The organism is Tsuneonella mangrovi, from assembly GCF_002269345.1.
In the GTDB taxonomy this organism is placed as follows: Bacteria; Pseudomonadota; Alphaproteobacteria; order Sphingomonadales; family Sphingomonadaceae; genus Tsuneonella; species Tsuneonella mangrovi.
This window is the reverse complement of sequence record NZ_CP022889.1, coordinates 1,984,732-2,011,711: the sequence shown is the minus strand read 5'-3', so window position 1 is coordinate 2,011,711 and position 26,980 is coordinate 1,984,732. Positions and strand designations below refer to the sequence as shown.

The following is a 26,980-nucleotide window of genomic DNA, read 5'->3' as shown; positions in this document are numbered from 1 at the left end:
GCTGGGGATAAGTTTTGTCCCCACGCGAACCGCGAAATGCTAGGTAGGGCGCTTGCCCGCCGATTCGAACGAAAGCGGAACACCGGGCAGGATCGGCCCGGTCCGGAACGAGGACGGGGGACCGATGGAATTCAGGAACGGGGACGGTGCGGAAATGGGTCTCGAACACGAAGCCGGGGACACGGTAACAGGCCGGAACGAGACCCCCGCAAAGCAGAAGAAGAAAGCGGCGGTGAGTATGGCGCAGGCGGATCGGGGCAGCGAGGAACTGGTGGCCGACAAGGCGGCAGAAGCGATGGCCGAAGCCGTTGCTGCGGTGGCCAAGGCTGCCGCCAAGCCCGCGAGCGACAGCAAGACGATCCACGATCGGCGCTTCAATGTCGTCACCGATGCGTCGCGCGATGCGCTGCTGACCGAATTCGGCAAGGAAACGCTCGAAGACCGCTACCTCCTGCCCGGCGAAAGCTACCAGGACCTGTTCGCCCGCGTCGCCGATGCCTATGCCGACGACGAAGAGCACGCCCAGCGCCTGTATGACTACATCAGCCGCCTGTGGTTCATGCCGGCGACCCCGGTGCTGTCGAACGGCGGCACCAGCCGCGGCCTGCCGATCAGCTGCTACCTCAACTCGGTCGAAGACAGCCTCGAAGGCATCGTCGGCACGTGGAACGAGAACGTCTGGCTCGCCTCGCGCGGCGGCGGCATCGGCACCTACTGGGGCCAGGTCCGCGGGATCGGCGAGCCGGTCGGCCTCAACGGCAAGACCAGCGGGATCATCCCGTTCGTGCGCGTGATGGACAGCCTGACGCTGGCGATTTCGCAGGGCTCGCTGCGGCGCGGCTCGGCGGCGTGCTACATCGACATCAGCCACCCCGAGATCGAGGAGTTCCTCGAGATCCGCAAGCCGTCGGGCGACTTCAACCGCAAGGCGCTCAACCTGCACCACGGGGTGCTGCTGTCCGATGCCTTCATGGAAGCGGTGCGCGCGGGCGAGGAATGGAACCTCACCAGCCCCAAGACCGGCGAAGTCCGCGGCAGCGTCGATGCGCGCAGCCTGTTCCAGAAGCTGGTCGAAACCCGCCTTGCCACCGGCGAGCCGTACATCGTGTTCTCCGACACGGTGAATCGGATGATGCCCAAGCACCACCGCGAGCTGGGCCTCAAGGTCTCGACTTCGAACCTGTGCAGCGAGATCACCCTGCCGACCGGCCGCGACCACCTCGGCAACGATCGCACCGCGGTGTGCTGCCTCTCGTCGCTCAACCTCGAGACGTGGGACCAGTGGCACGAGGACAAGCGCTTCATCGAAGACGTGATGCGGTTCCTCGACAACGTGCTGCAGGACTACATCGACCGCGCACCCGACGAGATGGCGCGGGCCAAGTATTCCGCCGCGCGCGAACGCTCGGTCGGCATGGGCGTGATGGGCTTCCACTCGTTCCTGCAGTCCAAGGGCATCGGCTTCGAAAGCCCGATGGCGAAGGTGTGGAACCTCAAGATGTTCAAGCACGTTTCCGCCAAGGCCGAGGAAGCGAGCATGGTGCTGGCGGAAGAGCGCGGCGCGTGCCCCGATGCCGAGGACGCCGGCGCGATGGAGCGGTTCAGCTGCAAGATGGCGATCGCGCCGACCGCCTCGATCAGCATCATCTGCGGCGGCACCAGCGCCTGCATCGAGCCGATCCCGGCCAACATCTACACCCACAAGACGCTGTCGGGCAGCTTCATCGTCAAGAACCCGTATCTCGAAAAGCTGCTCGATACGAAGAGCAAGAACTCCACCAACGTGTGGAACTCGATCCTCGAGAAGGGCGGTTCGGTCCAGCACCTCGACTTCCTGACGCCGGAGGAAAAGGCGGTTTACAAGACCAGCTTCGAGATCGACCAGCGCTGGCTGCTCGAATTCGCCGCCGACCGCACCCCGTTCATCGACCAGGCGCAAAGCCTCAACCTGTTCATCCCCGCCGACGTCGACAAGTGGGACCTGGCGATGCTCCACTTCCAGGCGTGGGAGAAGGGCATCAAGAGCCTTTACTACCTGCGTTCGAAGTCCGTGCAGCGCGCCGGGTTCGCCGGCGGGGTCGAAGCCGACAACACCGCCGAAGCAGCCAAGTACGAGCTGCCGAGCACCGACTACGACGAGTGTCTCGCCTGCCAGTAACGGCATAGCGCGAGCGACTGGCAGCTTCCCCTGCCTGTCCAACGAAGGCCCCGTCCCCCCACCCGGACGGGGCCTTTTCGGTACCAGCGAAGTTATCCCCCGCGCGCTCGGCCCGTGCGTTTCGCGGGCACGCTAAGCCGCCGTATTCTAACGGTTCGCGCGCGAGTCGGAGTCGGCCTCGGGGGGCCTGTTGCCGGCGGGACTCAATGACCGGGAAATGGGCCCGGTTTGCGCAACAAGACGATTCACATTCGCGGCGCCTCACGCTAGATATGGGGCTTCGCAACGCACGGAGCCACCAGATGTCCCTTCTCGAAGCCCGCAAGACCTACAAGCCGTTCGAATACCCGTGGGCCTACGAGTTCTGGAAGCGGCAGCAGCAGGTGCACTGGCTGCCCGAGGAAGTGCCGCTGGGCGAGGATTGCCGCGACTGGGCGCAGAAGCTGTCCGATCACGAGCGCAACCTGCTGACGCAAATCTTCCGCTTCTTCACCCAGGCCGACGTGGAAGTGCAGGATTGCTACCACGAGAAATACGGCCGCGTGTTCAAGCCGACCGAGATCAAGATGATGCTCACCGCGTTCTCCAACATGGAGACGGTGCACATCGCCGCCTATTCGCACCTGCTCGACACGATCGGGATGCCCGAAAGCGAATACGGCATGTTCCTCGAATACGAGGAGATGAAGGCCAAGCACGATTACCTGCAGGAATTCGGCGTCGACACCGATCAGGATATCGCCCGCACGCTGGCGATGTTCGGCGGCTTCACCGAAGGGGTGCAGCTGTTCGCCAGCTTCGCGATGCTGATGAACTTCCCGCGCTTCAACAAGATGAAGGGCATGGGCCAGATCGTCAGCTGGAGCGTGCGCGACGAGAGCCTGCACTGCGAAGGCATCACCCGCCTGTTCCACGCCTTCACCAAGGAACGCGACTGCCTGACCAAGGCGGTGAAGGAAGACATCCTCGATTGCTGCATGAAGACCGTGCGGCTGGAGGACAACTTCATCGACCTGGCGTTCGAGCAGGGGCCGGTGAGCGGGATGACCGCCAACGAGATCAAGAAGTATATCCGCTACATCGCCGACTGGCGGCTGGAGCAGCTGGGCCTGAAGAAGCAGTTCATGATCGACGATCACCCGCTGCCGTGGCTCGCCCCGCTGCTGAACGGGGTGGAGCACGCCAACTTCTTCGAAACCCGCGCGACCGAATATTCGAAGGCCGCGACGAAGGGCAACTGGAACGACGTGTGGGCCAGCTTCGACAAGCGCCAGAAGGCCAAGGGCTCGGCCGCGAACGAAGGCGACGGCGAAGGCGACGGCCCGGGGCTGTTCGGCGACGACGCTGCGGGCGACGGGAGCGTCGCGGCGGAGTGAATTGTTTCACCCTGTAGCGTTCCGACTAGGCTGCAATCCCATGCCAGGCTCGATGCCAAGCTAGATACCTTGGATCGGGCCGCACATTCGTTTCAGCGGGGAATCGGGCGCGTCCGTCGGAGTGCAAGAGACGAGTCACGCTTTCGACGTCGTTGATTTTCCGCGAGAGCAGGATTTCACCTTCATCGCTCAATGCGACTAACCCTCGGTCGAACATCCAGTGCACGGTACCCGATAGGGCGATGCCGTTGGCGACGCTGTCGGGGCCACCTTCGCCTACGCTCATAATGTGCGCCGCTTGGGCCTCAGCTCTGCCGCCGCCGTTAATGAACCGCGTGCCCGTCAGCGCGCAACGGCAATCGTAGGCGTCGAGCACGCGAAGGCGAAACTGCCGGTCGCGTACTTTGCGCTCTGTTAGCACAGTGGCCCGATCGACGGGACCAAGCCATTCCTGTTGCGGTTCGTGAAGAGTCTTCGATGTCTGAGCCGGTTCATCCTCGCGCGGCAAGAGATCGTCCTCATCGACTAAGCCGAGCGCGAGGATGGCGTTGAAGTCATCATCCCCGATGGGGCGGATCGACTGTATAGCGCGCCCGTTGTTGAGGCGATTCCCATCGAGCAACCCGCTTTCGATCGCCTTTCCATCGACTTGAAATGGAACGTCGCGCCCGAACTCAAGGTAACTGCCCGGCACGATCAGCGCGAGATACATCTCGGCATTCGCAGGATCGCGCACGATCTCCTCGACGCACGCCACGGCATAGTAACCGCGCGGACCCGCGCGGCGCGGCTCTTGGTAGACAATCCATTGTCCGACCGAGCGCGCCGCTGCGTTGAGCCAGCGCTGCGGAAAGCGATAGAACCGATCCGGCTCGTCGTCGTAGATCGAGTGCGAGCCGATCACGAACACGCACTTGCTTGGACTCACGGTCGGCAGGATCACTGGAGCATCAAGCAGTCGGTAGTTTCCCGCCCCGAGGAACTCGATTCCGCCCTTGTCGCGCAATTGTTGCAATTCGCGGCTCAAAGTCATGTCGGGCGTCGCACCGCGTGAACCGGTCTCGTTAACGATCCGCCCGAGTTCTTCGTCGATCATCTGTTGGCGAGTGAACAACGCGCTTCCGTGGCGTGCGGCTAGACGGCGCACAGCAATCTCAACCGCTTCGGACCCATTTGCCCCCGCCACGACTTTCCTCACGCTGATTCCATGCCATCATGCGCCGATGGCCGGCGAGAAGAAAGTGCGAATGATTTGCGGAACCTGCGGCTCGCCGTTGGTTTCGCGTGATGCTTGGGCGGATTGGGACGAGGTGGCACAGGATTGGACGCTCGGTGCGATCTACGACTTCGCCTTTTGCCATACGTGCGAGACTGAAACTCGTATCGTGGAAGCGTCGTTGGAATAATTCGGACCTCAATAACACTTTCCTACACACCCCCAACCCTGCTCCATCCTGCCCAATGAAGCACTGGCCCGCACCGCCGCCCCGCACTGCGCCGCTCGTCCGGCGCCGCATTCCGATGTTCCATCCCGTCCCCGTCGCCCCGCGCAGAGACGGGTGGACGGTGCAGCGGCAGGCGTGGTTCATCGGGGTGCTGGCCGAGACGCGCAGTGTCGTCGAAACCTGCCGGCGGGTCGGGATGGGGCGGGAGAGCGCTTATCGCTTGCGCAAGCGCCCCGGCGCGGCGGGGTTTGCCGCGGCGTGGGATGCGGCGCTGGGCAGGCCGCACATCGCGGTCGACCCGTCCAGCGCGAAAGCCACAGGGTTGCCGGCCGCCTATCGCTTCCACGCCGGGCTGGTCCAGGTCCACATGCACGCCGGGAAATTGGTCGCGATCGCCCGTAAACCGGACAATTCCGCGCTCCTCCAGCACCTCGCCCAGCTTGGCCGCGCGGCGGGCGACATGGCCGATCCGTGCGCAAAGTCACACGATTCAAACCCGGGATATGCGTTCCACGAAGGCGAGGACCGTGCGGATGGCGCTGCGCCCGGTGCCGCCTCCCCTTGCCCCGCCCCGCGCAAGGTGAGACAATCGCCGCACCCGCCAGCACCAAGCGAAGGAGATCGCCGATGAACCGTCTCACCCCCACCAAGGCCGCCGGTGCGATCGTGCTGGCAGGCGCGCTCGCGCTAGGCGCGTGCGGCAAGTCCGACAAGCCGACCTACGAGGCCGGGGTTACCGACCAGGGCGGCGGCCAGCTGCAGGTGACCGACAAGGGCAGCGACGCGGTGCCGGTGAAGGTGCCCGACACCGCGATGACCAACGTCCCCGAAGCCGCGCCCTCGCCCACGCCCAACACGCCGCCGGAATGAGGGGAACGGGCTGCGACCAGCAGCCCGCAAGGCCGAATGGCCGCCCGCAGGTGCCCCGTAGCGTAGCGTAGGGAACAGCACCGAGGACGCTCGCCCGGATGGGCGAGCGGAAGGCAAAAAGCTGAAGCCAATCGTTAACCTTGTCGGCGTAAGACTCGGGACATGTTGAACAAATACCAGAACGTCTTCCGGAGCCGGTGGAAGGCCCTGTGGTGGGCCGCTGGCGTTCTGATGACCGCGTACTGCTCGGTTCCCTCGCCCGATACCGCGAACCAGCAGCACACGACGGCCCAGGCGGTGCACAAGCACTACAACCCCTGGGCGCTCGACAAGTCCTCGCACGGCTGACGCCGCGGCACCGCGGGCCAGGGTGCCCCTTGCCAGCCGGGACCGCCCATGCAAGACCCCCATTGGGCCGCGCAGGGAGGGAACGCTGCATGACGGTTGGTATCGGGCGCCGGGCGCGCAACATGGAAGAATTGGGCCAGAACCTGGAGGCGCTGCACGCGTTCGAGCCGGTCGACTTCAAGCCCTACGCGCCGCAGGAAGGCGACGTGTTCATCTCTTCGTGGGCCAAGAGCGGCACGACGATGATGCAGCAGATGTTCCACCAGCTGCGGATGGGCGCGGCGACCGGCCGGGGCGATATGGACTTCGACGACATCAGCCGGATGACGCCGTGGGAAGATTCCGCGATGATGTGCGATTTCGACATGACGGTGGAGCAGCGCGCCGCTCCGCGCGGGTTCAAGTCCCACCGCGAATACGAACGCCTGCCTGCAGGAATGCGCTACATCGTGACGCTGCGCGACCCGCACGAAACCTATCGCTCGTTCCACCGCTTTTTCGAAGGCTACCTGCTCGAACGCGGGGCGATGTCGCTGGAAGATTTCTTCCCGCTGTGGATGCTCGGCGGACCGGGTGGCTGCGACTACTTCACCCACCTGTTGAGCTGGTATGCCCGGCGGAATGAACCCGATACGCTGCTGGCCCCCTATCACTGGGCAGCGAAGAACCGCCCGGCGATGATCCGGCGGATGGCGGACTTCCTCGGGATCGAGCTGACCGACGAACTTGCGGCGATGGTCGAGGCGCACACCGAGCGCGAATTCATGTATGCCCACAAGGACAAGTTCAACGACAAGATGATGTGCGATGCGATGGAGCAGCGCCTGGGGATCAGCGAGTTCGATTCGACCAAGGTCCACCAGGTCGGCAGCAGCGGCAAGGATCTGCCGCCTTCGGTCGTCGAGCAGATCGACGCCATGTGGGCCGAGCGGGTCGAACCGGTGACCGGCCACGCCGACTTCGCTTCGCTCGAAGCCGAACTGGTTGGCAGCGCCTGACGCCAATCCGCCTTCCCTTGCGCCCCCGCAGCCGCTAGGGGCGGCGCGTTCGCGGACAGCAAGGACCGATGCGTGATGAGCGCCAGCAGCGACAAGACGATGCTCGCCAAGGCAGAAGTGCTGATCGAGGCGCTGCCTTACCTGCAGCGCTACGCCGGTCGCACCTTCGTGGTGAAGTACGGCGGCCACGCGATGGGCGATCCGGAGGCCGCGCGCGATTTCGCCGAGGACATCGTGCTGCTCAAGGCGGTCGGCATCAACCCGGTGGTGGTCCACGGCGGCGGCCCGCAGATCGGCGCGATGCTCAAGAAGCTGGGCGTCGAAAGCACGTTCGTCGATGGTCTCAGGGTAACCGACAAGGCGACTGCGGAAGTCGCCGAAATGGTCCTCTCGGGTGCAATCAACAAGGAACTGGTGAGCTGGATTGCGCAAGCAGGCGGCAAGGCGCTGGGCATTTCCGGCAAGGACGGCGGGCTGGTCACTGCGACCAAGGTCCAGCGCACGACCAAGGACCCGGAAAGCAATATCGAACAGGCGGTCGACCTCGGCTTCGTCGGCGAACCGGCCAAGGTCGATACCAAGCTGATCGACACTGCGGTCGCCGCCGGGATGATCCCCGTGATCGCCCCGATCGGTGCGGGCGAGGACGGGCACACCTACAACATCAACGCCGACACGATGGCGGGCGCGATCGCGGCGGCGCTGGGTGCGGCGCGGCTGTTCCTGCTGACCGACGTGCCAGGGGTTCTCGATAACGAAGGCAAACTGCTGACCGACCTCAAACCCGCGGACATCGTCCGCCTCAAGGAGGACGGCACGATTCATGGCGGGATGATCCCCAAGCTCGACACCTGCGTGCACGCGGTGGAGGCGGGCTGCGAAGCGGCGGTGGTGCTCGACGGGCGGGTGCCGCATGCGATGCTGCTCGAATTCTTCACCGCCCGCGGTGCGGGCACGCTGATCAGCGCGGATTAGGAAGGGGCGATGCGTATTGCCCGGTTGATACACCCCATAACGGTCGGCTAAAGCTGCAGGGTCGCAAATCAAGAGGTAACGATGGACGCGATTATCGGGATTCTCTCCATGCTCATCTCGACGGTGAACATGCTGGTCATCATCTGGTTCATCATCGGCTTGCTGTTCGCTTTCAACGTGGTCGGGCGCGACAACCATTTCCTGGTCGCGGTCGAAGACTCGATCTCGCGGCTGTTCGAGCCGATCCTGCGGCCGATCCGGCGGATGATGCCCGATACCGGCGCGATCGACTTTTCGCCGATGGTGCTGATCTTCCTGCTGTGGGCGGCCCAGCGGATCCTGATCTCGCTTTCCGGGGCCTACATGTGACCGCACAGATCATCGACGGGAAGGCGTTTGCCGCGAACTTGCGCGAACGTGTCGGAGTCCTCGCCACCGAATTCGAAGCCAAGTCGGGTCGCAAGGCGGGCCTCGCAGTGGTTCTGGTCGGCGACGACCCGGCGAGCCAGGTCTACGTCGCCTCGAAAGGCAAGGCGACCATTGCGGCGGGGATGGCGAGTTTCGAGCACAAGCTGCCAGGAAGCACGACGCAAGACGCGCTGGAAGCCCTGGTCAAGTCGCTCAACGCCGATCCGGCGGTCGACGGAATCCTCGTCCAGTTGCCGCTCCCCGCGCATCTCGACGACAAGGCGGTTATCGCACTGATCGATCCCGACAAGGACGTCGACGGGCTGACCGATACCAATATCGCGCGGCTCGCCAACCAGCAGGACGGGCTGTTCCCGTGCACCCCTTTCGGCTGCATGATGATGCTCGAAGACCGGCTGGGCGACCTGTCGGGCAAGGATGCGGTGGTGATCGGCCGCTCGCAACTGGTCGGGCGTCCGATGGCGCAGCTGCTGACCAATGCCAACGCCACCGTCACGGTCGCGCACAGCCGCACGAAGGACCTGCCCGCAGTCGTACGGCGGGCGGACATCGTGGTCGCAGCGGTCGGTCGACCGGGAATGGTCAAGGGCGACTGGATCAAGCCCGGCGCGACCGTCATCGACGTCGGTATCAATCGCCTGCCGCCCGAACCGGGCAAGGATAAGGGGCGGCTGGTCGGCGATGTAGCATTCGCCGAAGCAGTCGAGGTCGCCGGAGCGATCACCCCGGTGCCGGGCGGGGTCGGCCCGATGACGATCGCGGTACTACTGCGCAATGCCCTCGTGGCGGCATACCGCCATGAAGCGATAGCGCTGGCGAAAGGGGCTATCTGATGCGCTCTTTATCGAGACTTGCCGGAATCGCCGTGCTTTCGGCGGCGACTTTGCTGGCCGGCTGTGCCGGTAACGGCAGGTTTCGGGAAGGATTGAGGCCGGTCGCCAACCCCGGCGCAGTGGTCGCCGCTGAGCTCGCGTTCGCCCGCGCGGCGCAGGAACAGGGCCAGTGGACCGCATTCCGCAAGTTCGCTGCGAAGGACGCGGTGCTGTTTTTCAGCACCGGCCCGGTCGAAGCGAAGAAGTGGCTCAGTGGCAAGAGTGATCCGGCCAAGGCAGTGACGTGGAATCCGCTCGCGGTGTGGTCGAGCTGCGACGGTTCGATCGCGGTCAGCCACATCGCGTTCGCCTATCCCGACGGCGGCCCAAGCGGCGAAGGCTACACCGTGTGGCAGCGCCGCAAGCAGGGCGACTATCGCTACCTGTTCGATTTCGGCTGGGCTGCCGGCAGGCAGCCGGTCGCGCCCGAGATGATCGATGCCAGGGTGGCCGAATGCAAGGCTCCGCCCGCCGCCCCGGCAAACGCAAGCGATATGTACTTCTCGACCGACCACTCGCTCGCCTGGACCTATTCGATCGACAACGGCACCCGCAGCTTCAAGGTCTGGACCTCAGGCACGAGCGAGCCAAGGCTGGCTGTCAATGTGACCGTGCCGCCGCAGGGATCGAACTGACGCGATGCTGACCGAACTGTTCCTTTCGGCGTTCGTGACGCTGTTCGTGGTGATCGACCCGCCGGGTTGCGCGCCGATCTATGCCGGCCTCACCAAGGGCGCGAGCCCGGCGCAGAGCCGATCGATGGCGATCCGCGCCTGTGTGATTGCGCTGGCGATCCTGCTGGTGTTCGCTTTGTTCGGGCAGGCCCTGCTGGGCGCGCTGCATATCGAGCTCGATGCATTTCGCATCGCGGGCGGGATCATGCTGTTTGTCATCGCGCTCGACATGGTGTTCGAGAAACGCACCCAGCGGCGCGAAGACCGCGCGGAAAAGGTCATGGCGACGCCCGAGATCGAGGATGTTTCGGTGTTTCCGATGGCTATGCCGATGCTCGCCGGACCGGGGGCAATCGCCAGCGTCATGCTGCTGACCAGCAAGGCGCCTGGCACCGAAGGGGCGCTGGTCGTCCTCGCGGCATTATTGGTGGTGATGGCGCTCACCCTCGCGGCACTGCTCGCCGCCGGGCCGCTGATGCGGGTGTTCGGCTCGAAAGTGGAATCGGTCATCACCCGCCTGCTCGGCGTGCTGCTTGCCGCATTGGCTGCGCAGTACGTGATCGACGGGGTGCGTAAAGCGTTCGGGCTCTAGGCCCTTACTGCAAGGTGACCCTGTCCTCGTCAGGGTCGCTGCGCCCGAAGAACTGCATCAACTGGACCAGGAGCTCGCAACGCGCTTGCAGCGTGGGCGCTTCGAGCAGCGCCTGCTTGGCGGCGAAGTCGAACGGAGCGATCTGGCTGACTCCGTCGATCAACGATCGATCGTCGAGCCGCGCAACCGAGTCCCAGTCAACCGAATAGCCCTGCGCGTCGGCAAACCGCCGCGCCTCCAGTTCGAACCCGGCGCGTTCGATGCTCGAAAGTGCAGCGTCGTCGTCCTCTGCGATCGGTTCGGCTTCGACTTGGCGGAACGGGGTTGTGACTTCGAGCTCGCGTACGATGCGATACCGCGTCTCGCCCTGAAGTATGATGTTGTAGCGGCCATCGTCGAGCGCTTCGACTTCGTCGATCTTTCCGACGCAGCCCACCGCGAACAGCGGTGCGCCTTCTTCGGCACGTTGCGGCTGGATCATTGCGATCCGTCGGTCGCGCGCCAGCGCGTCGCCCACCAGTGCCCGATACCGCGGCTCGAAAATATGCAGCGGCAAGTGCAATCCGGGGAACAGGATCGCACCCGGCAAGGGGAAGATGGAAAGCCGCGTCGCCATACTTATCCGAACAGGATCTTCGACAGGCGGCGGCGAGTGGCGACGACCCACGGGTCTTCCAGCCCTACCGCTTCGAATATCTGTAGCAGCTTCGCTCGCGCCGCACCGCCGTTCCATTCGCGGTCGGTCGCGATCATCGCTAGCAGGGTATCGGCGGCCGTATCGCGATCGTGCGCGGCATAAGCTGCCTCGGCGTAGGCCAGCTGCGCATCCATGTCGGACGGGTCGGCGGTGGCGGCGTCGCGTAGCTTGGCAAGCTCGCTTTCGTCGACTTGCGTTCCGGCGAGTTCGAGCGCGGACATGGCGGTCTTGACGGCAGGGTCTTCGGCCATGTTCGGATCGAGCGCAGTCGCGACCTGCTGCGCTTCGTCGACTTTGCCTGCGGCGACCAGCGCGCGGATCAGGCCGGCCTGGGCGGGTGCATTGTCGGGAGCCATCTCGGCGACCTGCGCGAATATCCCGGCAGCGCGCTCGGCGTCGCCTTCGGCCAGCACGTCCTCGGCCATTGCCACGAACTGCCCAACGTCAGGCGCGCCTTGGCCATTGCCACCTTCCGCACCAGCCTCGATCGGCAGCTGGCCAAGCAGCTGGTCGAGCATTTGCTTCAATTGGGATTCGCTGCGGGCATTGGTCAGGTCGGCGACCGGCTGGCCCTGGAACATCGCGTAGACCGTCGGGATCGAGCGCACCTGGAACTGCGCAGCGATGAACTGCTCTTCGTCGACGTTGATCTTGGCGAGCACCACGCCCTTGTCGGCGTATTCGCCGCAGACCTTCTCGAGCACCGGCGCGAGCGCCTTGCACGGCCCGCACCACTCGGCCCAGAAGTCGACGATGACGAGTTTGCTCATCGACGGTTCGACGACCGTCTTGCGGAAGCGGTCGACCGCCTTCTGTTCGTCGAGATTGAGCCCCATGCTGGCCACGTATCGGTCCCCTCAGAATGTCAGGAATGCAAATGTGTTCGCGCCCAATGTGGGCGCTTGCGGCGTAATGTGAAGCGGAATCTGCCCGCTGCACGTGGATCGTGGACGGCGCCCAATTTTCCCCTTGCGAGCCTGCCGACCCGCTGCTAATCGCGCGCCTCCCCGGTCGGAACACGCATGCTTCCGGCCACGCCAAGTGAGCGGGCGTAGCTCAGGGGTAGAGCACAACCTTGCCAAGGTTGGGGTCGGGCGTTCGAATCGCCTCGCCCGCTCCATTATTTCCAAGACTTTCGAGACTTAGGGTCGATCAGGCGGTTCCTCAGGGATACCGCTCGGGATACCGGGCGGTATGGCTACCCCCATGTCCTTCTTCGACGTGCCCGAGCCTTTGCGCGCAGGGCTCGTAAAGGTTCGTGGCATTCGATCAGGCTAGGCGCGGGCCCTTCGCCGTTCAGAAATGCTACGACTCCCTTGGGTGGTTTCCTCTCGCCGATCCCGCGTCCGCCGTGCCGCCGCTCGAAATATACCTTCGCAGCAAGAATGCCGACACGCAGGTCGCTTGGCATGCAGCACTGACCATAGCGCCTACCTGACGAACAGGTGCAAAGCTCCTTCGGATCAATCTGGGTAAGACGATAGTAGGGGTCGGGTCGCCCGTTCTGATCGAGCAATGCGTACTGGCGGCCCGCCCATTGCCCGAGCAACTCAAGATGCAGATGGCGGACGGCCCAAACTGAATAGAGGTCAAGTAGGGCTCTGAGGTCGTCGCCCGGATACCACATATGGTCTTTGGCATTAGCGTAAGCGCAGACTGAGCCGTCGAAGAGATTTGTGTGCTTCGGTCCGATCCAGCGCAGCTCCCCCCGTTCTTCCCAAAATGCCCAGCCGCGCGGCTCGACCTTTGGGTCGTCGGGGAGTGCGATAAGAAAAATGGCTCTCCGCCCGAGGCCTTCCAAGATCAGGCTAGGGGCGAAGAGCCAAAGTCCGTCTTCGTCGGGGAGGAGCTTACTACCGGGATAGGCTTCCTCGACATCACCTAGCTGCCGTTCGTAGCGGGAGACGAGGCTGCCGAGCCGTGATCCCGCACCGGACGACCGCGATCCGGAGGTGGCCCCTTGTCGTCGGGGCGGCCCTTTCCGTCGGGCGGTCCGTTGCCGCGTCCCGGCTGCGGGTCGTTGCGATTGTTGTTCATCAATTGGGTCCACTTCTTGAGTTGTGGCGGGCTCGGTATCGAGGACAACAAGGCCCTGATTCTTAACCCTAACGATACGACGTTCATCCAAGGCCACGCCGATTAGCCGCAACGCAGAAAGCACCCCCTCATCAATCAGGGCTTCCCTTTCCGAATCGGATGTGCGAATCTGTGTCACCAGCACACAATGATGGATCAGGCCGCGCCGTGTCAAGGCGTGCAATTCGCACAGGTGGAGATGACGGACTTCGATAAAAAGCTTGTAGAAGCAGTTAAGGGAAAGATGGGGCGCGAGGGCCTAAGTGTTCGCGCGCTCTCCAAGATCGTCGGCGTAAGTTTTTCGACGCTCGCAAGGATCAACAGAGGCGAAGGCTCGCCTGATAACAATACGAAGATCAGGCTTCTGGAATGGCTCGGTCCCGACGCCCACGATGAGGGCCTCGAGTTCGAGGAAGTCGCATTCGTGCACTTCCGAGCGGCTAAAGGGACCAGCTCTCAGACCGTTCAGACCCTACTTTCGGCGGCGGCGTGTCTTAGAGAGCAGTATCGCGAGAACGAACCCAATTTTTCGGAGGAAGACGAGTTCGATGATCCCGTCGAGCTATCGAAAGAAGAGCTCGAGCGCATCGCAGAGGATTTCCGGTCAGACCTCGGGCTTGACGATCAGTCGGCGCTCAATTCGCTTGGTCTTCGTGTCGCGGGTGTCACTGTCGAATTCCTTACCCAATCGGAGTGCCTGAGCCGCCCAGAACGGCAACGGCTATCGGGAGCGTCGAGCGCTGAGTGGTCGGCCATGAGCGTTCCACTCAATTCGGCACAGGACCGATGGGTCGTGCTCTTAAACGACACGCATACTGTCGAGCGACAACGCGTGACCTTGCTTGAGGAATATTGGCACATCCTTCTCGGACATAAGCTTGTCAAAATTGCGAAGATCGCTGGGGCATATGGACGCACATATGACACGGCTGAAGAACACGATGCGTACTTCCTCGCTTCGGCGAGCCTATTACCTCGCGAGGCCGTGCGAACCATGGTTCAACAAAAGGCTGCCGCCGCAGAAATTGCCGCACACTTCGGTACTTCGACCCAACTGGTCGAGTACCGAATAAAGCGACTTGGACTATGGCGAGACTACAAGGGTAAGAGTGTCGAGCTTTCTTAGTCACACCGCCAAAGGGCTCGCATCGCTCGCTCGGTTCCCGCACGGACCGCACAGCCGGTTGTGCGGTCCCTCGCTCTCGAAGGGCTTTCGGCACCGGAGGCAAGGCCGGCTCACCGTCTCGATCGGCTCACCGTGCACGTCGCGGCGGCGATTGGGAGACGGAAGGTAATTCGGCCAGCCCATGGCTAAGCCACCTCGAGCATCGCCAGCATCGTTCCGTAGGCCCGGCGCTGGCTCACGTTCATCGTGTCGCGGACGAGATGCTGGTTGTCGGGCGAGCGGAACACGTCCACCCAGACCTCCCGGTCCCCGGGCTGGCGAATAAGCCCGAAGTACGCACCGAGCTCCTCGACCGCCACGCTGTAGATGTTCGAGACGCGCCGGACGAGCTCGAGGGTGGGCCATCGGTCCTTCACTGTGGCGATGGCTGCGGAGAGCGCCACGGTGTGCGCCCTCCGCGTCGTTTCTTCGAAGCGGGCCATATAGTGGTCCAGGACCGCCTCCTCGGTCAGCTCCATTGTGCGCTCTTCTCGAACACGGCGGACTGCTTCGAGCGCATCGCCGCCATCTCGGCCGCGCGCTCGCCCTTCGCCAGCTCTATAATCACCGGGTCAGTGCCGGAGTGGTCGAGGAGGGCCTTGCTCACGGTCACGCCGGTCTGCTGCGCGATCTCGCCAGCGCGGACCATTATCGCATCGGCATAGTCTGCGGCCTTAAAGAGCGGCTCGGCTTGTCCGGCGGCGATCTCGGCTGCGTTCTTGCGGATGGCGACCGAGCCGCTCTTCAGGATAACGGCGGTCGCGCCCTTCACGGCGGGCACGTCCACGGTCGAAATCTCGTTCACGGTCATGTCGCGGATAATCATCTTTTTCATGCTGCGGTCTCCTCGCGCGGTATTAGGTCGGTGAGGTTGTGGGCCGACGTTCGCTGAACTGCCTCGCGTATCGAGCCTTGCGCTCGGGCAGGTACGAATGGAATGCCGAGGTACCGGACGAACTTCGGCGCTGCGACTTGCATCTGGCCCATCAGCAAGGTTCGAATAACCCGCCGAAGGTGGCCGCCGGTTCCATGATCCGACGCACCGGATGAACGCACTTCGGAAAAGAAGGCGTTGTCTGCGGCGAGCAGCCCTTCGATTGCTGTCTCGATCTCAGTAATGGCCTGATCGACGCGTTCGGCTGCCTCGACCCGCTCTTGCGCGAGCTCGTTAAGCCGCTCGAGCAACCCGCTCTGCTCTGCGGTCTCATGCTGCTTCTTGAATAGTCCCATTGTCGTCTCCTTTCTTTCCGGGGCTGTTGCCCAAGGACGCGCGCACCGACGCGATCACGTCTCGCGCTTCATTCGGCTCGAAGCCAGCGCCTTCGAGGTCGCTGCGGCGCATTCGCCAGAATTGTTCGTCGAAGGCGGGCCGCTCGGCCTCGTCCCGGGCCTTCATTAACACCCAGCGGTCATAGACGCTGGCGGGCTCGCGTTCCCCGCGTATCAGGCGGTCCTCATCCCACAGGACGGCAAGCTCAGGGCTGGTGGGGGCCTTCTCCCCCAGCTCGAACAGCGCAGAGATGCGAAGCGCGCGGCGCTCGGCCGCGTTCATAAGCCGATAGGCCACGGCAAAGGCGAGGAGGTCGAGGGCGCTGTCCCTACCCATTGTCGATCACCCGGGCCGGAGCCGGAAGCTTCGGGCTAAGGTTTGCAGCCATCTGCAAGGCGACCTTCGCCACGGCATCACCCAGCACCCCGGCATCGACCGTGTGCGTCACCTGCTTGTTTACTGCTATGCCGTGCGTCTCCCGATAGGCGGGGAGCATCGCCCGGGCGCGAAGCTCGAGCAGGCGGTCCGAATACTTGCGGACAGTGCCGACGATCTTTTCCTTGTGGCGGCCGCCGAAGATGGGCTCCTCCCATCCCTCCTGCGCGCGCCGGTAAATCTCGGCCTCGATACTAGCCTCGGCCGCCTCCACCGCTTCCTGCCACTGTGCCGCAAACTCGGGGTCGCGGTCGCGCTCGTCGAGGAAAGTCTGCTTCGCACCGTACCGGCTGCTGGCGCGCGGGCTGGCAGCCCTCGCAGCACGGACGAGGATGCCGTGGCGGGCAAGCTCTCCGAGGAAGAGCCTCTTGCGGCGGTCGGTCAATCTCATTGTCCGACGATAGCTGGCGACCGTTGCCGAGCGAACGGCCGACTATTGATAAAAGAATGGCTCCGGAAGTGTCGGCAATTAGTCGCTCACTTCCGGAGCCTCAGCTCGAAAACTGTTCATCATACTAGAAGATTGCCTTGCCCTTCGCCTTCCGGCGCTTGTGTTCCATCATTTCCCAACGGTCACTGCCGGGCAGCTGGACTTCCCAGTAATTCCAGCCGTTCAGATTCGGACTCCCGCCATTCTTCGTCTTTGCCAAAGCGCTCGCAGCGGCGGAAAGCGATGTATATTCCACGCCGTTGACCACGAGGTGACCGTCAAGGAACTGTCCCTCGTACTTCTGAGTGCCTCGGGCATATTCCATTCTGGCAAGTGACCCGTGCGGGATCGTCACGCCATCCTCTTCCCAAGCCCTGCCCGAACTAGAAACCCTTGTGGTTTGATCCTTTTCTTCGATCTCCGGCAAATTCAAAAGGCGCCGCAATGCTATGTAGGGCTTCTCGGAAAAGCTCCTGCGCTCTCCCTCAATCATTTTATGAATATCAAAATCAATCTCAATCGTGGTCGTTTCCATCATCCTTACTCCGTGATTCGTGTGGCCGACACAGCCATATGCTCGAACCACTCCACTCCTGTCAACTACTCAATAGTAGTTTGAGTAGAAATTGTAGTTTGGTGCTGCGACGAGGCGGCTTGCTCGCAATGAAGCTATGGCTGGAATCAAGGGGTTCCGCTGGGCTGCGCTTGTGGAACAAGCCGCCCGCATGATTGCCATTTTGAGCAATTGGTTGTCATGTCGAGCGGGAGCAATCTTGGTGTCGAAGCCTCGTTTCTGTCCGAAGTGATTTCTGCTTTGGGGGTGGCTTGGCTTTGGTGCGGCTGGCTGAGGTCGGCTGGGCAATTTTATCTTTCGAAGGGTCTATGGCTGAAATTTCAAACGTAACGTCCGAGCCAACCCAAGACGCACTTGAAGAGCTGCTAGGGCATATCCGTGATCTTGTGCCTTCCGCGTTTCCGGATGGGGAGCTGGACGCTCCGCAGCTTCTAGCTGCTTTAGGCGCTGCAGATGGGGATGCCGCGTCATTTGCGTTCACATGGCCTGGCATCGAAAATGCTAGAGCCGAAGCTCGTGCAGCCACCACAGCTACTTTGATCCCAGACGAAAAGGCTTCGCTAAACTGGGCATCGGCAAGAGACATCTTGATTGAGGGCGATAACCTTCAAGTCCTTAAGGTCCTCAAAGCGGGGTACCGTGGGAAGGCCAAGCTCATCTATGTCGATCCACCGTATAATACTGGCAAGACTTTCACCTATAACGACAAGTTTGCAATTTCTGAGGCGGATTACCTTCGTGAAAGCGGGCAGTTGGATGATCAGGGTCAGGCCAATGTCAGCAAGATTGAAAAGGGCGGTAAAAAGCATGCGCCGTGGCTGACTATGATGTTCCCTCGCTTGGTGGTGGCGAGGCATCTATTGCGCAGAGATGGCGTGTTTTTAGCTTCAATCGACAACAACGAATTACATCACCTGCGCCTGCTTCTGGATGCAGTCTTTGGGGCCGAAAACTTCGTCGACATGATGACGTGGCAAGGCGGGCGAAAAGGTGACGCCAAGCTGACGGCCGGGGGGCAGGATTACATTCTTATTTATGCACGAGACCGGCAGCATCTCAAGGAATTGAACACAGTCTGGAGAGAGCGCAAAACCGGACTTGAGGTTGTCTACGCCAAGGAGCGGGAGCTTTTGGACAAGCATGGCGAAGACTTCGAATCTGCGAAAGACGAGCTCCGGGAGTGGTATGATAGTCTGCCGGAAGGAAATCCTTCCAAAGCCCACTCGCATTATAATTTTATCGATGCCGGTGGCGTGTGGACTTCTGATAACAGTTCGAGTCCGAACTACCGAGAGAACCTCGTTTATGATTTTAAGGGCCACAAACCACCCGACAATGGATGGAGGTATGAGCTGCCGACTATGCAGCGCTTAGACGCGGAGGGTAAGCTGATTTACCCGACCGGCAGGGCCAAACGAATCCGCATTAAGAAGTATCTTCATGAGCAAGAGGAGTGGGCGCCTCCTTCGACGTTCTATCAGGACCGGAGTGGCGCTTCCTCCGCACTAGACAGCCTCATGGAAGCCAAAGTTTTTGACGATCCAAAATCTACGGCAGTTCTAAGCAGACTATTCCAGTCGCTGACTGACGAGGGGGATCTCATTATCGACTTCTTTGCAGGTTCGGGGTCGACCGGACAAGCCGTCTGGGAGCAAAATGCTCGTGACGGGAAGGCCCGCAATTGGGTGTTGGTACAAGCTCCAGAAGAACCAGATGAGTCTGAGGAATCTGGAAAGAACGCAGTTGAAGCTGGATACACAACCATTTTTGAGATCACTGCTGAGCGCCTCCGACGGGCTGCTAAGGCGATAAATGAAGAACTCGGGTTCCGCATTTTTCGCGCACGACCATCGTCGCTCACAGTAGAGAATCATTTCATGGCGCGTAGTGAGATGACCGGTCAATCATACATCAAAGGAATTGTGGACGGTGCAAATGCTCCACCGGTGGTGGAAGGCGCCGATGATTTAGCCGTCGCTTGGGAGTTAGTGCTGAAGGCCGCTGGAGTGAGATTGGGTTCCCAGCTGACCATGCACAATGTTGGAGGTGTTGAAGTCTTTGAGTTTGTACAAGAAGACGAGAAAGAGAGTGGGCGTTTATTTGTTTGCTTAGGCGCCTTTTCATCAGAGACGGCAGACCAGCTTGGTCTTCGGAAGAGCGACACTCTTATCTTGCGAGGTGACAAGGTGGACGATTCCACGACACTGTCCCTTGCGCCCCGTATGCAAAAAAATCTCGTCTTGTTGGAGCGGATACCTCGTGAAATTTCGCTTTGAGGACCAAGTTCATCAGGCTGCGGCAATCGCAGCCGTTGCCGACCTATTCGAGGGTACTTTAACCCCTCCCCAGGGAGGTTTAGTCGGTCAAGCTGCTGGCGCAGACGGTCATCAAAAATATGCGCTCGACTATGATGCTCTCTCTGCTCGGCTTGCCATCGTGACAGGGCGTGAAGAGGGAGTCGACAAGCAAACCGAACTAGAGCTGCTTGAGATCGAAGATGATTTGCAAGGGCAGTCCCGGTCCTTCCCCAACTTCTCGGTAGAAATGGAGACCGGGACGGGCAAAACCTATGTATATATTGCTACTGCGCTGCAACTCGCCCAATCCCACGGCCTACGGAAATTTGTGATCCTTGCCCATTCGGTCGCCATTAGAGCGGGGGTGATCAAGACCTTCGAGCAAACCGAAGAACATTTCCGCGCGAAATTCCCATCTCTGCAATTCAGCTGGGGCGTCCTTGGCGAGGGCCCTGCGGTCGATGATTTTATAGAACCAAGCAGCACAGTTCAGTTCCTAGTCGCGAGCGTTCAATCTATCGATAAGCCGAAGTCAGCGGTCATCTATCAGGAGGCAGAGCAGCCGCAACTCTGGGGTGACACCGAGAATGGGATGGCTTCGATTTCTAAGCTTCGGCCGGTTGTGATTGTCGATGAGCCGCAAAATTTCAAAACGCCCTTGCGGAAGAAGGCGATCGCTACACTCAATCCACTGGTCGTGCTTCGCTACAGCGCAACCCACGCCGAGAAGTTCAATCTAGTTCACCGGCTGGGTCCAAAAGCTGCCACCGAGCTCGGTTTGGTAAAGCGCGTTTCAGTGAAAGGCGTCGCAGCCGGGGCTTCTGGCAAAGCCTATCTTCGAGTTGACCGTATCCGCTCAAAGGCAAGGCGATTATTCGCCGAAGTGATGATCGATGAGGCTAGCGCCAGAGGGATCGAGCGGGTCGATGCGGTCTTGCAAAATGGCGACGACCTTTTCGATGTCTCGGGAGAGTTGAGCCAGTATCGCGGGATGGTGGTGGACCGCTTCGAAAGGAATCCGGACCGTATCATTTTTGAGAATGGCACCTCGATTTCTGTTGGCGAGGAAACTGGGGTTGACCGAGGATCAGTTTGGCAAGATCAAATTCGCCACTCGATCCGTGCGCACATTCAGCGGCAGTCTCAGATCGATGACGCTGGCTACGATGTTAAGGTCCTGAGCCTCTTCTTCGTTGAACGAGTTGCAGATTATTGGCCGAGCGATGATACGCCGAAGCCCGTCCTGCCGGGGATGTTCGATAAAATGTATCGTGAAGAATGGGCAAGGGCAGGGTTCAGCGCGGATGAGTGTCCCGACCCGGCTACTTTGAGGGTTCATTACTTCCCTTCAACGAAAACCGGCATTTTCAAGGATGCTGTTGGGGCGTCGAAAGATGCTCAAGAGCAACAGGCACGTGCCTACGACGAGATTATCGCAAACAAAGAACTGATCCTGACAAAGGAAAATCCTCGCGCGTTCATCTTCTCCCATTCAGCGCTCAAAGAGGGTTGGGACAACCCAAACGTCTTCCAAGTTTGTTTCTTGCGACATAGTGGATCTGAGGTGGAGAGGCGCCAGCAAATTGGGCGAGGCCTGCGCCTGCCCGTTGATGAAACCGGTCAGCGTGTGACCGATCCTTCCATCTGTCGCCTGACACTTGTGGTTGACGAGACTTTTAGCGAATTCCGCGAGGGGTTGAATAAGGAATACGCTGGATCGGGCTCTAGCGACGGCCCAGAGCCTGATAACGCAGACAATACCGTTGTGGTGAAGCGGCGTGAGGAGGTGTTCCTAAGCCCAGAGTTCAAAGAGCTGTGGAAGCGAATACGCTTCAGAGCGAGATATCGGGTGAGTATCGATGCTTCCATTTTGCCAGCGGCGGTCAGTGAGGCTGAAGCACTCGACGACATCAAGTTTCTCGCCAAGCGGTCGAACATAATCCACTCCGGCGAACTCATCTATGACGACGAAGGCAAGGTGATCACCTCGGACACCGAGGTTGCGGAAAGCGCTGGCACTGCCATCGTCATCGATGGAACTCGACTGCCGAACATTGTGCGCTTGATAGAGGATCAACTTCTATCAGCGAAATTTCCGCTCTTTCTGACCCGTCCGACAATCGCCGCTATTGTCGAAGCGGTACCCACAAAGTTGCAAGATCGAGCGTTGGATGACCCGGAGGGGTGGGCTCGTATCGTGGCAAACGCGATACGGACGGTGACCATAGAAGAAATGGTGAAGCATGTTGAATACGAGCCCGATGATGAGAAAGATTGGTGGGACGCTGAGGTGGTGTTTTTGAGCTCTGAGGAATTACACCCTCAGCCAGCCCGAGCAGGCATCGATCCTTCTCAAGGGGTGGTTGAGGCGCCAGCTGGTGGTTCAAACCTTTTTGATCACGTCATCTACGACAGCCATGTCGAGAGAGACTTTGCCAAGAAGCTCGAAAACAACTCCGACCATGTGAAGATGTTCACCAAATTGCCGCGGCGGTTCAAGGTTCGAACTCCGGTCGGCGAGTACTCCCCCGATTGGGCAATTGTCTATGATGATGACGGACAAGAGCGATTGTATTTGGTCCGCGAAACCAAGAGTACCACCAAGCTTGATGATTTGGAGTGGGATGAAGCTATGCGGATCAGGTTCGCTAGACGACATTTTGACGCTGCTCCAATCGGCAAGGTAGACTATTACTTCACTACGGCAGAGGCAGGCCTTCGGATCGAAGAATCCGAAGAGGCATCGAGTGACTGATTGACCCCGTTGACGATTTCTCAGGCTTAAAAAGGGGGGGGTGTGCGCCATCAATTGACTGGCAACTCGGGGCTGTACCACGTTGCCCGGGAACTCGCCCGGCGTGGATGGCATGTTATGCCAACAGTGAGAAACGCCCGAGGCGCAGACCTTTATGCGGCCAGCGATGACGAGGCCACTGTCCTGCCCATACAGTCGAAGGCCCTGTCGAAGCGCTCAGCTGTTCCACTTGGAAGTTCGCTCGACAACCTCCGGTCCCCATGGTGGGTGATAACCCTACGGGCCAACTCTGATACGCCCATTTGCTACATCCTCACAATGGAGGAGGTTCGGCGGCTTGCTACCCGAACTGTCAACGCAACCGGAGTAGTGTCTCATTGGCTGGAGCCGAAACACTACGCGATTCCCGAGTACGAAGAGGCCTGGCAGAGGCTCGGAAACCCGAGCGGAGAGCCTTGACCTCGGCCACGGCAGCTGGAGCCAGCGAAGAGTGGAAGCTGACCCCAGCTACAATGACCTAAGGGAGTTCAAGAGCCCCCCTCACGCTGAGGTGCAGGTCGTGGAGGCCATGAGCGTACTGAATGGGACGAGCAGCGTGCTCGATCATCGTCAGAGCGCAGACGATGGTCTTGTACTCCGCTTCGCAGTCTGCCGGGCCCGCAGGCGCCACCTCATTTCCCCAATAGGTCGAATTAAGCGCGTAGGCGGCGAGCGCACCTATCCATGCAACCGCCAACTCATTTGCCATCGGTGTGTCGCCGTGAGAGGTGAACACATTGGCGACCTTGAGCGCGGTGAACGCTCCCCAATAGCCCTCGAAGCGCTCTGTCTTGTCCCGGCACATCCCGCTGCCGAGCTCTCTGATCATGTAAGCGATCTCGCCCTCAGTCCAATCCTCGAAGCGGCCTAGCCGGGCGGCCATCTGCTGGTCGTTATTCATGTGATCCTCCTTCTGTTCATCACAGACGGAGGAAGCCACAGCCGGGCGGCCGTGGCGATTTCGCTAATTCGGTACGAAAGGAGAATGTGCGGTGCTAGTGTCCCCGCTAGTTTTAGACGGAAGCAATGCTTTGGCGACTGAAGAAGACGTATTCGATCTTTTTGGAAGGGTCGCCTTCAAGGCGCAGATGTTCGAGCTAACAGTCGGCACATTAGTTATCACCATGAAGACCATCACGAACGGGCGGTTTGATGAAGACGAGGAAGAGCATCGCAGGCTCGCTCAGGAATTCATGGACAAGCTTGACCGAAGAACGCTCGGCCAGATTATCGGCGAATTGAAGGCTCTTGTGCCGGGCATGGCCGATGAGATTGCTGAGACGCTCGGCGAGGCGCTGGAAGCGAGGAACCGGCTAATTCACGGCTTCTTTGCTGAGGTGATGGATGACCTTCAGACGCCAGAAGGCCGCGACCGGGTAATAGAAAATCTCGAGACAAAATTGAATGTTATTAGGTCAGCGGACGACATCTCAAACGCCCGCATAGAGGAGTTGCATGAGATGATGCGCGAGGCCGGGTTGATGCCGCCTCGGGCGGAGTAACTAGCGAAGTTCAAGGTTGCTCCGCTGCAAGCGAGGGTAGCCCTAGCGGTATCCCCGCTGAGGCGGTGGGTAAGACAAAGCCCAGCGGGGTATGGGAAGCGGCAAGCTCGACCCGGACCTCCCCTAGGTTAGGCCCCGGCTCCGGCATTAGCGATCTCGCGCCCGCGCGCGTAGGCCGAACGGCGGCAACGGCAGGCGGCGGAAGCCCAAACAGGTAGAAGCCACAAACTAGCCTCGGCAAGCGACTATCCGACTGGTAATCCGACTGCGCTAACCGCCTCTCTCTATTGTTCTTTTCTTCGATCCAGTCGGATAATCGGATTAGTCGGAAATTTTCGACCAAGTCCCGCTAAGTGCACGGTGGTCCCTTTTGGCCTTCGCGCATCTCCGAACCAGAAGTGTCCGACTATCGCGACGATCCGACTGCGATGCTCCTAAGGCCATGAATCGAGAAGATTTCCACACAGTCGGATACAATCTGAAATCCGACTGTCCGATCCGAAGCGACTAATGGTCCGATTTGACCCATTCCGAGCGGTCATCGAAACCCCAGTCCCCGCCATACCGCTGGATCCAAGCTGCTCGTGCCTCAGATAGATTTGCTGGAAATAGCCACCCTCGCGCGGTCGTGCCACCCGACTGAATCAGGCCCGGTTGAAAGCCCTGCTTGCGGAGGAAGCGACCTAGCGATGGATCAGATGCCTTCAAAGCGGGTGCCCCCAGCCGCATCAGATCGAACAAGCCGGGCCGTTCATATGTACCGAGAGAGCGGCGAAACCTACCATGCTTTTCAGGTGCTTCATCGCTTCCGTCGATCTTCACCTTCTCCAGTTCGACTTTTCCCGGAATGACCCCGCTTCTCAAAACATCGAGCCACCATTCTTCCTGCGGCTTCAGACTTTGTTCTTTCTGGTCACGCAGGGCGTCGGTTTGCGGTATCTCCCGGACCTCATATTCGGACAGGTCCATCGTCATCAGGTAATGGAGCAGCGCTTCCTGGCCACCCTGATTCATCGCTTGATGCAGCGCGCGGAAGTAGGCCTTGTCCTGCTTCTTCCCGTCGCCAACGTCGAGAATGAAGTAGCGCCTTTCGTCTGCCCCGGCAGGCACTACCCAGTCATCGTTCGATGCCATAAAGAGGTGCACGTAATTCGGCGCAACCTCAGCATCTATGCCCTTCCCCTCGACGATGAGCGTATCCTCTGTCACGAGCGTTTTCAGGGTGCTTTCGTGCTGTTTGTCGCCTGCATAGAAAGCCTCGTCAGCGAATAGGACAACACAATCGCGCAGGTGTGCGTTGAATTGGCCCACCAGATGCTTCGCGCTGCTGATGTGCAGAAAATGCCGACCCCACAGCGAACCGAATATCTGCGCCACTGAGCCCTTGCCCGTGCCGCGCCCGCCGCGAAGCACAACAGCGACATGGCCCTGCTCGCCCGGGTTTTGAACTGCGCGCGCCATCCATCGAATGAGATACTGGAAATGGTCGTCGTCACCCTTACAGACGTTGTCTCTCAGGTGCTTGAGAAAGGGCTCGTGTGCATCACCTGGCAAGGCCTCACACGCGAAGCCCTGCCACAAGTTGTAGGCCTCAGGGACTTCTCTGCCGGGAGCGAAAACAATGGTCTCATACTGGCGACGCATCGGATGCTCGAGCCACCACTTTCCGGCCGGTGTGTAACTCGGACTATTGTCCTTGTTTACCCCGGTCTGGACCTTGATGTTCATGTAACGGTTGCGGAAGTCCTCAAAGCTCTGCTTCGAGATGCGTGTGCGCGGTCTGGCAAGATTGCGATCTAATACTTCGCCAACCACGCGGCACTTGCCGCCGATGTCGCTGATCACCGCGTGGCGCTCATTCAGCTTACGGAGCATCGGTTCTTCGACCTCCTCGCGTGCGCGCCGAATTTGCCGAGCGGCATATTCCATGTACCGCTTCTGGGCGAGAGTATGGGCTGCGATGCCAAAGTCGGGATCAGTTATTACAGCCGCAATCATATCATCATCGCATCCGGCCCTGACGAGCTCGCAGCATACCGCAAACGTGACTTCAGACCGCGAATCGTAGCGCAACTGGTCGTCTGGATCATCGCCTTGCACGATGAGCATCTTGGTGCGCGGCGTTACCGCTTCCGGCAGCTCATCGAGGTCCTTCAGGCGCGGAAGATTGCCACTGATCTTCACGGTCGGAGCCACCAAGCCGCCGTCATCGCTCTGGACCCGAGGGGCTGGAGTGAAGATGCCCAAACCATAGATGTGTTCTTCGTCATCATGGCGCTCGAGAACCGCTGCCACCCGGGGGACGCGGCCAGTAGCTCTCTTCTTCTTGTTGGGCCGGTTGATCGTCCCGGGAAGCCGCATGATGCGATCGCAATTGTGACAAGCGTCGCCACCGAGCATGATTTCAAGCTGCTGGTTGTAGGCCTCCGCCTCCTCGGCCGCGCTCTTGTTGCCGCCGATGTACAGCGGCTCCTCGAGCCTCCAGAAGCCCTGAAGGCCGCCCCCGCTGTCGATGATGAGCGAAGGAGGCGGGGTGAAGTCGCGCAAAGCCCCGAGCACACGCTCGCGTTCCTTCTTGAACCACTCAACAGGCTCAGACCTGTCACTGTCTGGCTTCTTCCTCGGGTCCAAATCCACATGGAGCCAAGCGAGGTCCTCCACGTCCTCCTTCTTGGCCTTGGAGCGCAGCTTGCTACGCGCCGGATTGACCATGAAATATAGGTTCATGCCCTCAGAGGTCCGGTCCTCGAGCCAGCGCAGGCACTGCTCCTCGGTCTCGGGGCCGAAGGTCTCTGTCTTGGTGGGGCCGCCGTCCGGGAAGATGGCCGTCAGGGTCCACGGGCCGTCCGGCCGGAGCCACTTGAGGTGGTCGATGGCTTCCCCGAGCTTCGCTTCGAGAAACTCGTTTTCAACGCTTAGGCCTTCGTCCCCGGAGTCGGGGACACTATACTCATTCACGGAAAGTCTCCCTTTCCAAGCCAAGGTGATGGTTAGGGCCGTCCG

At 60.6% G+C, this 26,980-nt stretch carries 27 protein-coding genes and 1 tRNA gene; 16 read left to right on the top strand and 12 right to left on the bottom strand.

Going from position 1 to position 26,980, the window contains the following annotated elements; all coding sequences use genetic code 11:
- Positions 1–154 precede the first annotated feature (154 nt).
- A complete protein-coding gene (locus CJO11_RS09815; RefSeq protein ID WP_420823151.1) occupies positions 155–2,158 on the top strand; it encodes a ribonucleoside-diphosphate reductase subunit alpha in 2,004 nt (667 codons plus the stop codon).
- Positions 2,159–2,460: 302 nt separating this feature from the next.
- The gene (locus CJO11_RS09810) at positions 2,461–3,534 is read left to right on the top strand and encodes a ribonucleotide-diphosphate reductase subunit beta (RefSeq protein ID WP_095013337.1); all 1,074 of its coding nucleotides are present in this window, start codon (positions 2,461–2,463) and stop codon (positions 3,532–3,534) included.
- A gap of 25 nt (positions 3,535–3,559) precedes the next feature.
- Here the strand turns inward: CJO11_RS09810 and CJO11_RS09805 are convergent, their stop codons facing one another.
- Positions 3,560–4,648, bottom strand: coding sequence for an HNH endonuclease (locus CJO11_RS09805; protein WP_240504421.1), 1,089 nt, complete (start codon positions 4,646–4,648; stop codon positions 3,560–3,562).
- Positions 4,649–4,757: 109 nt separating this feature from the next.
- On the opposite strand from CJO11_RS09805, the gene CJO11_RS09800 reads away from it, so the two are divergent.
- The 9 genes from CJO11_RS09800 (at position 4,758) to CJO11_RS09755 (ending at position 10,737) form a co-directional block, all read left to right on the top strand.
- Positions 4,758–4,940, top strand: a complete 183-nt coding sequence (locus CJO11_RS09800; protein WP_095012551.1) for a hypothetical protein — start codon at positions 4,758–4,760, stop codon at positions 4,938–4,940.
- A gap of 55 nt (positions 4,941–4,995) precedes the next feature.
- Positions 4,996–5,610, top strand: a complete 615-nt coding sequence (locus CJO11_RS09795; RefSeq protein ID WP_095012550.1) for a hypothetical protein — start codon at positions 4,996–4,998, stop codon at positions 5,608–5,610.
- Entirely contained in the window at positions 5,607–5,849 is a 243-nt protein-coding gene (locus CJO11_RS09790; RefSeq protein WP_240504419.1) for a hypothetical protein, read from the top strand. Before CJO11_RS09795 ends, CJO11_RS09790 begins: the two co-directional genes overlap by 4 nt.
- 437 nt (positions 5,850–6,286) lie before the next feature.
- On the top strand, positions 6,287–7,195 hold the full coding sequence (locus tag CJO11_RS09780) for a sulfotransferase domain-containing protein (RefSeq protein ID WP_095012548.1): 909 nt from the start codon (positions 6,287–6,289) through the stop codon (positions 7,193–7,195).
- 75 nt (positions 7,196–7,270) lie between these two features.
- Complete coding sequence (gene argB / locus CJO11_RS09775; RefSeq protein ID WP_095012547.1) at positions 7,271–8,170, top strand: acetylglutamate kinase; 900 nt, start codon at positions 7,271–7,273, stop codon at positions 8,168–8,170.
- A gap of 81 nt (positions 8,171–8,251) precedes the next feature.
- A complete protein-coding gene (locus CJO11_RS09770) occupies positions 8,252–8,539 on the top strand; it encodes a YggT family protein (protein ID WP_095012546.1) in 288 nt (95 codons plus the stop codon).
- A complete protein-coding gene (folD, locus tag CJO11_RS09765; RefSeq protein ID WP_095012545.1) occupies positions 8,536–9,432 on the top strand; it encodes a bifunctional methylenetetrahydrofolate dehydrogenase/methenyltetrahydrofolate cyclohydrolase FolD in 897 nt (298 codons plus the stop codon). The genes CJO11_RS09770 and folD overlap by 4 nt, the downstream gene beginning before the upstream one ends.
- Entirely contained in the window at positions 9,432–10,106 is a 675-nt protein-coding gene (locus CJO11_RS09760) for a hypothetical protein (protein WP_150125016.1), read from the top strand. Before folD ends, CJO11_RS09760 begins: the two co-directional genes overlap by 1 nt.
- A 7-nt stretch (positions 10,107–10,113) precedes the next feature.
- A complete protein-coding gene (locus CJO11_RS09755; RefSeq protein WP_095013334.1) occupies positions 10,114–10,737 on the top strand; it encodes a MarC family protein in 624 nt (207 codons plus the stop codon).
- A 4-nt stretch (positions 10,738–10,741) separates the two neighbouring features.
- On the opposite strand, the gene CJO11_RS09750 is transcribed toward CJO11_RS09755, so the two are convergent.
- Together CJO11_RS09750 and trxA are read right to left on the bottom strand one after the other, a co-directional pair.
- Positions 10,742–11,353: an LON peptidase substrate-binding domain-containing protein gene (locus tag CJO11_RS09750; protein ID WP_095012543.1), complete on the bottom strand. Its 612-nt coding sequence runs from the start codon at positions 11,351–11,353 to the stop codon at positions 10,742–10,744.
- Positions 11,354–11,355: 2 nt separating this feature from the next.
- On the bottom strand, positions 11,356–12,270 hold the full coding sequence (trxA, locus tag CJO11_RS09745) for a thioredoxin (RefSeq protein ID WP_095012542.1): 915 nt from the start codon (positions 12,268–12,270) through the stop codon (positions 11,356–11,358).
- Positions 12,271–12,479: 209 nt separating this feature from the next.
- Here trxA and CJO11_RS09740 point away from each other — a divergent pair.
- Positions 12,480–12,554: transfer RNA gene (locus CJO11_RS09740), tRNA-Gly, on the top strand.
- Between the two features lie 78 nt (positions 12,555–12,632).
- Here the strand turns inward: CJO11_RS09740 and CJO11_RS09735 are convergent.
- Entirely contained in the window at positions 12,633–13,649 is a 1,017-nt protein-coding gene (locus tag CJO11_RS09735) for an SEC-C metal-binding domain-containing protein (protein ID WP_150125015.1), read from the bottom strand.
- 9 nt (positions 13,650–13,658) lie between these two features.
- Between CJO11_RS09735 and CJO11_RS09730 the strand changes: the two genes are divergently transcribed.
- The gene (locus tag CJO11_RS09730; RefSeq protein WP_095012540.1) at positions 13,659–14,636 is read left to right on the top strand and encodes an XRE family transcriptional regulator; all 978 of its coding nucleotides are present in this window, start codon (positions 13,659–13,661) and stop codon (positions 14,634–14,636) included.
- Between the two features lie 185 nt (positions 14,637–14,821).
- Here the strand turns inward: CJO11_RS09730 and CJO11_RS09725 are convergent, their stop codons facing one another.
- The 6 genes from CJO11_RS09725 to CJO11_RS09700 form a co-directional block, all read right to left on the bottom strand.
- Positions 14,822–15,154 carry a hypothetical protein gene (locus tag CJO11_RS09725; protein ID WP_095012539.1) on the bottom strand — a complete coding sequence of 111 codons (333 nt, stop codon included), beginning with the start codon at positions 15,152–15,154 and terminating at the stop codon, positions 14,822–14,824.
- Positions 15,145–15,510 (bottom strand): hypothetical protein, encoded by a 366-nt coding sequence (locus CJO11_RS09720; RefSeq protein ID WP_095012538.1) that lies wholly within the window; start codon positions 15,508–15,510, stop codon positions 15,145–15,147. The genes CJO11_RS09725 and CJO11_RS09720 overlap by 10 nt, the downstream gene beginning before the upstream one ends.
- Positions 15,507–15,905, bottom strand: a complete 399-nt coding sequence (locus tag CJO11_RS09715) for a hypothetical protein (RefSeq protein WP_095012537.1) — start codon at positions 15,903–15,905, stop codon at positions 15,507–15,509. The genes CJO11_RS09720 and CJO11_RS09715 overlap by 4 nt, the downstream gene beginning before the upstream one ends.
- Positions 15,880–16,281 (bottom strand): hypothetical protein, encoded by a 402-nt coding sequence (locus CJO11_RS09710; protein ID WP_095012536.1) that lies wholly within the window; start codon positions 16,279–16,281, stop codon positions 15,880–15,882. Before CJO11_RS09710 ends, CJO11_RS09715 begins: the two co-directional genes overlap by 26 nt.
- On the bottom strand, positions 16,274–16,771 hold the full coding sequence (locus CJO11_RS09705) for a hypothetical protein (protein WP_095012535.1): 498 nt from the start codon (positions 16,769–16,771) through the stop codon (positions 16,274–16,276). Before CJO11_RS09705 ends, CJO11_RS09710 begins: the two co-directional genes overlap by 8 nt.
- Positions 16,772–16,895: 124 nt before the next feature.
- Positions 16,896–17,348, bottom strand: a complete 453-nt coding sequence (locus CJO11_RS09700; protein WP_095012534.1) for a hypothetical protein — start codon at positions 17,346–17,348, stop codon at positions 16,896–16,898.
- Between the two features lie 296 nt (positions 17,349–17,644).
- On the opposite strand from CJO11_RS09700, the gene CJO11_RS09695 reads away from it, so the two are divergent.
- Together CJO11_RS09695 and CJO11_RS09690 are read left to right on the top strand one after the other, a co-directional pair.
- Entirely contained in the window at positions 17,645–19,660 is a 2,016-nt protein-coding gene (locus CJO11_RS09695) for a site-specific DNA-methyltransferase (RefSeq protein ID WP_240504613.1), read from the top strand.
- Positions 19,644–22,436 (top strand): restriction endonuclease, encoded by a 2,793-nt coding sequence (locus tag CJO11_RS09690; protein WP_169829177.1) that lies wholly within the window; start codon positions 19,644–19,646, stop codon positions 22,434–22,436. The genes CJO11_RS09695 and CJO11_RS09690 overlap by 17 nt, the downstream gene beginning before the upstream one ends.
- Positions 22,437–22,953: 517 nt before the next feature.
- On the opposite strand, the gene CJO11_RS09680 is transcribed toward CJO11_RS09690, so the two are convergent.
- Entirely contained in the window at positions 22,954–23,376 is a 423-nt protein-coding gene (locus tag CJO11_RS09680) for a hypothetical protein (RefSeq protein ID WP_150125014.1), read from the bottom strand.
- Positions 23,377–23,506: 130 nt separating this feature from the next.
- Between CJO11_RS09680 and CJO11_RS09675 the strand changes: the two genes are divergently transcribed.
- Entirely contained in the window at positions 23,507–23,977 is a 471-nt protein-coding gene (locus CJO11_RS09675) for a hypothetical protein (protein WP_150125013.1), read from the top strand.
- A gap of 507 nt (positions 23,978–24,484) precedes the next feature.
- On the opposite strand, the gene CJO11_RS09670 is transcribed toward CJO11_RS09675, so the two are convergent.
- Positions 24,485–26,935: a DUF5906 domain-containing protein gene (locus CJO11_RS09670; RefSeq protein WP_169829176.1), complete on the bottom strand. Its 2,451-nt coding sequence runs from the start codon at positions 26,933–26,935 to the stop codon at positions 24,485–24,487.
- Between the last annotated feature and the right edge of the window lie 45 nt (positions 26,936–26,980).

Bases quoted from the DNA above. Each gene is read 5' to 3' on its own strand.
- CJO11_RS09815 (WP_420823151.1), top strand. From the start codon at position 155: ATGGGTCTCGAACACGAAGCCGGGGACACGGTAACAGGCCGGAACGAG.
- CJO11_RS09810 (WP_095013337.1), top strand. From the start codon at position 2,461: ATGTCCCTTCTCGAAGCCCGCAAGACCTACAAGCCGTTCGAATACCCG.
- CJO11_RS09800 (WP_095012551.1), top strand. From the start codon at position 4,758: ATGGCCGGCGAGAAGAAAGTGCGAATGATTTGCGGAACCTGCGGCTCG.
- CJO11_RS09795 (WP_095012550.1), top strand. From the start codon at position 4,996: ATGAAGCACTGGCCCGCACCGCCGCCCCGCACTGCGCCGCTCGTCCGG.
- CJO11_RS09790 (WP_240504419.1), top strand. From the start codon at position 5,607: ATGAACCGTCTCACCCCCACCAAGGCCGCCGGTGCGATCGTGCTGGCA.
- CJO11_RS09780 (WP_095012548.1), top strand. From the start codon at position 6,287: ATGACGGTTGGTATCGGGCGCCGGGCGCGCAACATGGAAGAATTGGGC.
- argB (WP_095012547.1), top strand. From the start codon at position 7,271: ATGAGCGCCAGCAGCGACAAGACGATGCTCGCCAAGGCAGAAGTGCTG.
- CJO11_RS09770 (WP_095012546.1), top strand. From the start codon at position 8,252: ATGGACGCGATTATCGGGATTCTCTCCATGCTCATCTCGACGGTGAAC.
- CJO11_RS09760 (WP_150125016.1), top strand. From the start codon at position 9,432: ATGCGCTCTTTATCGAGACTTGCCGGAATCGCCGTGCTTTCGGCGGCG.
- CJO11_RS09750 (WP_095012543.1), bottom strand. From the start codon at position 11,353: ATGGCGACGCGGCTTTCCATCTTCCCCTTGCCGGGTGCGATCCTGTTC.
- trxA (WP_095012542.1), bottom strand. From the start codon at position 12,270: ATGGGGCTCAATCTCGACGAACAGAAGGCGGTCGACCGCTTCCGCAAG.
- CJO11_RS09730 (WP_095012540.1), top strand. From the start codon at position 13,659: ATGATGGATCAGGCCGCGCCGTGTCAAGGCGTGCAATTCGCACAGGTG.
- CJO11_RS09725 (WP_095012539.1), bottom strand. From the start codon at position 15,154: ATGGAGCTGACCGAGGAGGCGGTCCTGGACCACTATATGGCCCGCTTC.
- CJO11_RS09720 (WP_095012538.1), bottom strand. From the start codon at position 15,510: ATGAAAAAGATGATTATCCGCGACATGACCGTGAACGAGATTTCGACC.
- CJO11_RS09715 (WP_095012537.1), bottom strand. From the start codon at position 15,905: ATGGGACTATTCAAGAAGCAGCATGAGACCGCAGAGCAGAGCGGGTTG.
- CJO11_RS09710 (WP_095012536.1), bottom strand. From the start codon at position 16,281: ATGGGTAGGGACAGCGCCCTCGACCTCCTCGCCTTTGCCGTGGCCTAT.
- CJO11_RS09705 (WP_095012535.1), bottom strand. From the start codon at position 16,771: ATGAGATTGACCGACCGCCGCAAGAGGCTCTTCCTCGGAGAGCTTGCC.
- CJO11_RS09700 (WP_095012534.1), bottom strand. From the start codon at position 17,348: ATGATGGAAACGACCACGATTGAGATTGATTTTGATATTCATAAAATG.
- CJO11_RS09680 (WP_150125014.1), bottom strand. From the start codon at position 23,376: ATGAATAACGACCAGCAGATGGCCGCCCGGCTAGGCCGCTTCGAGGAT.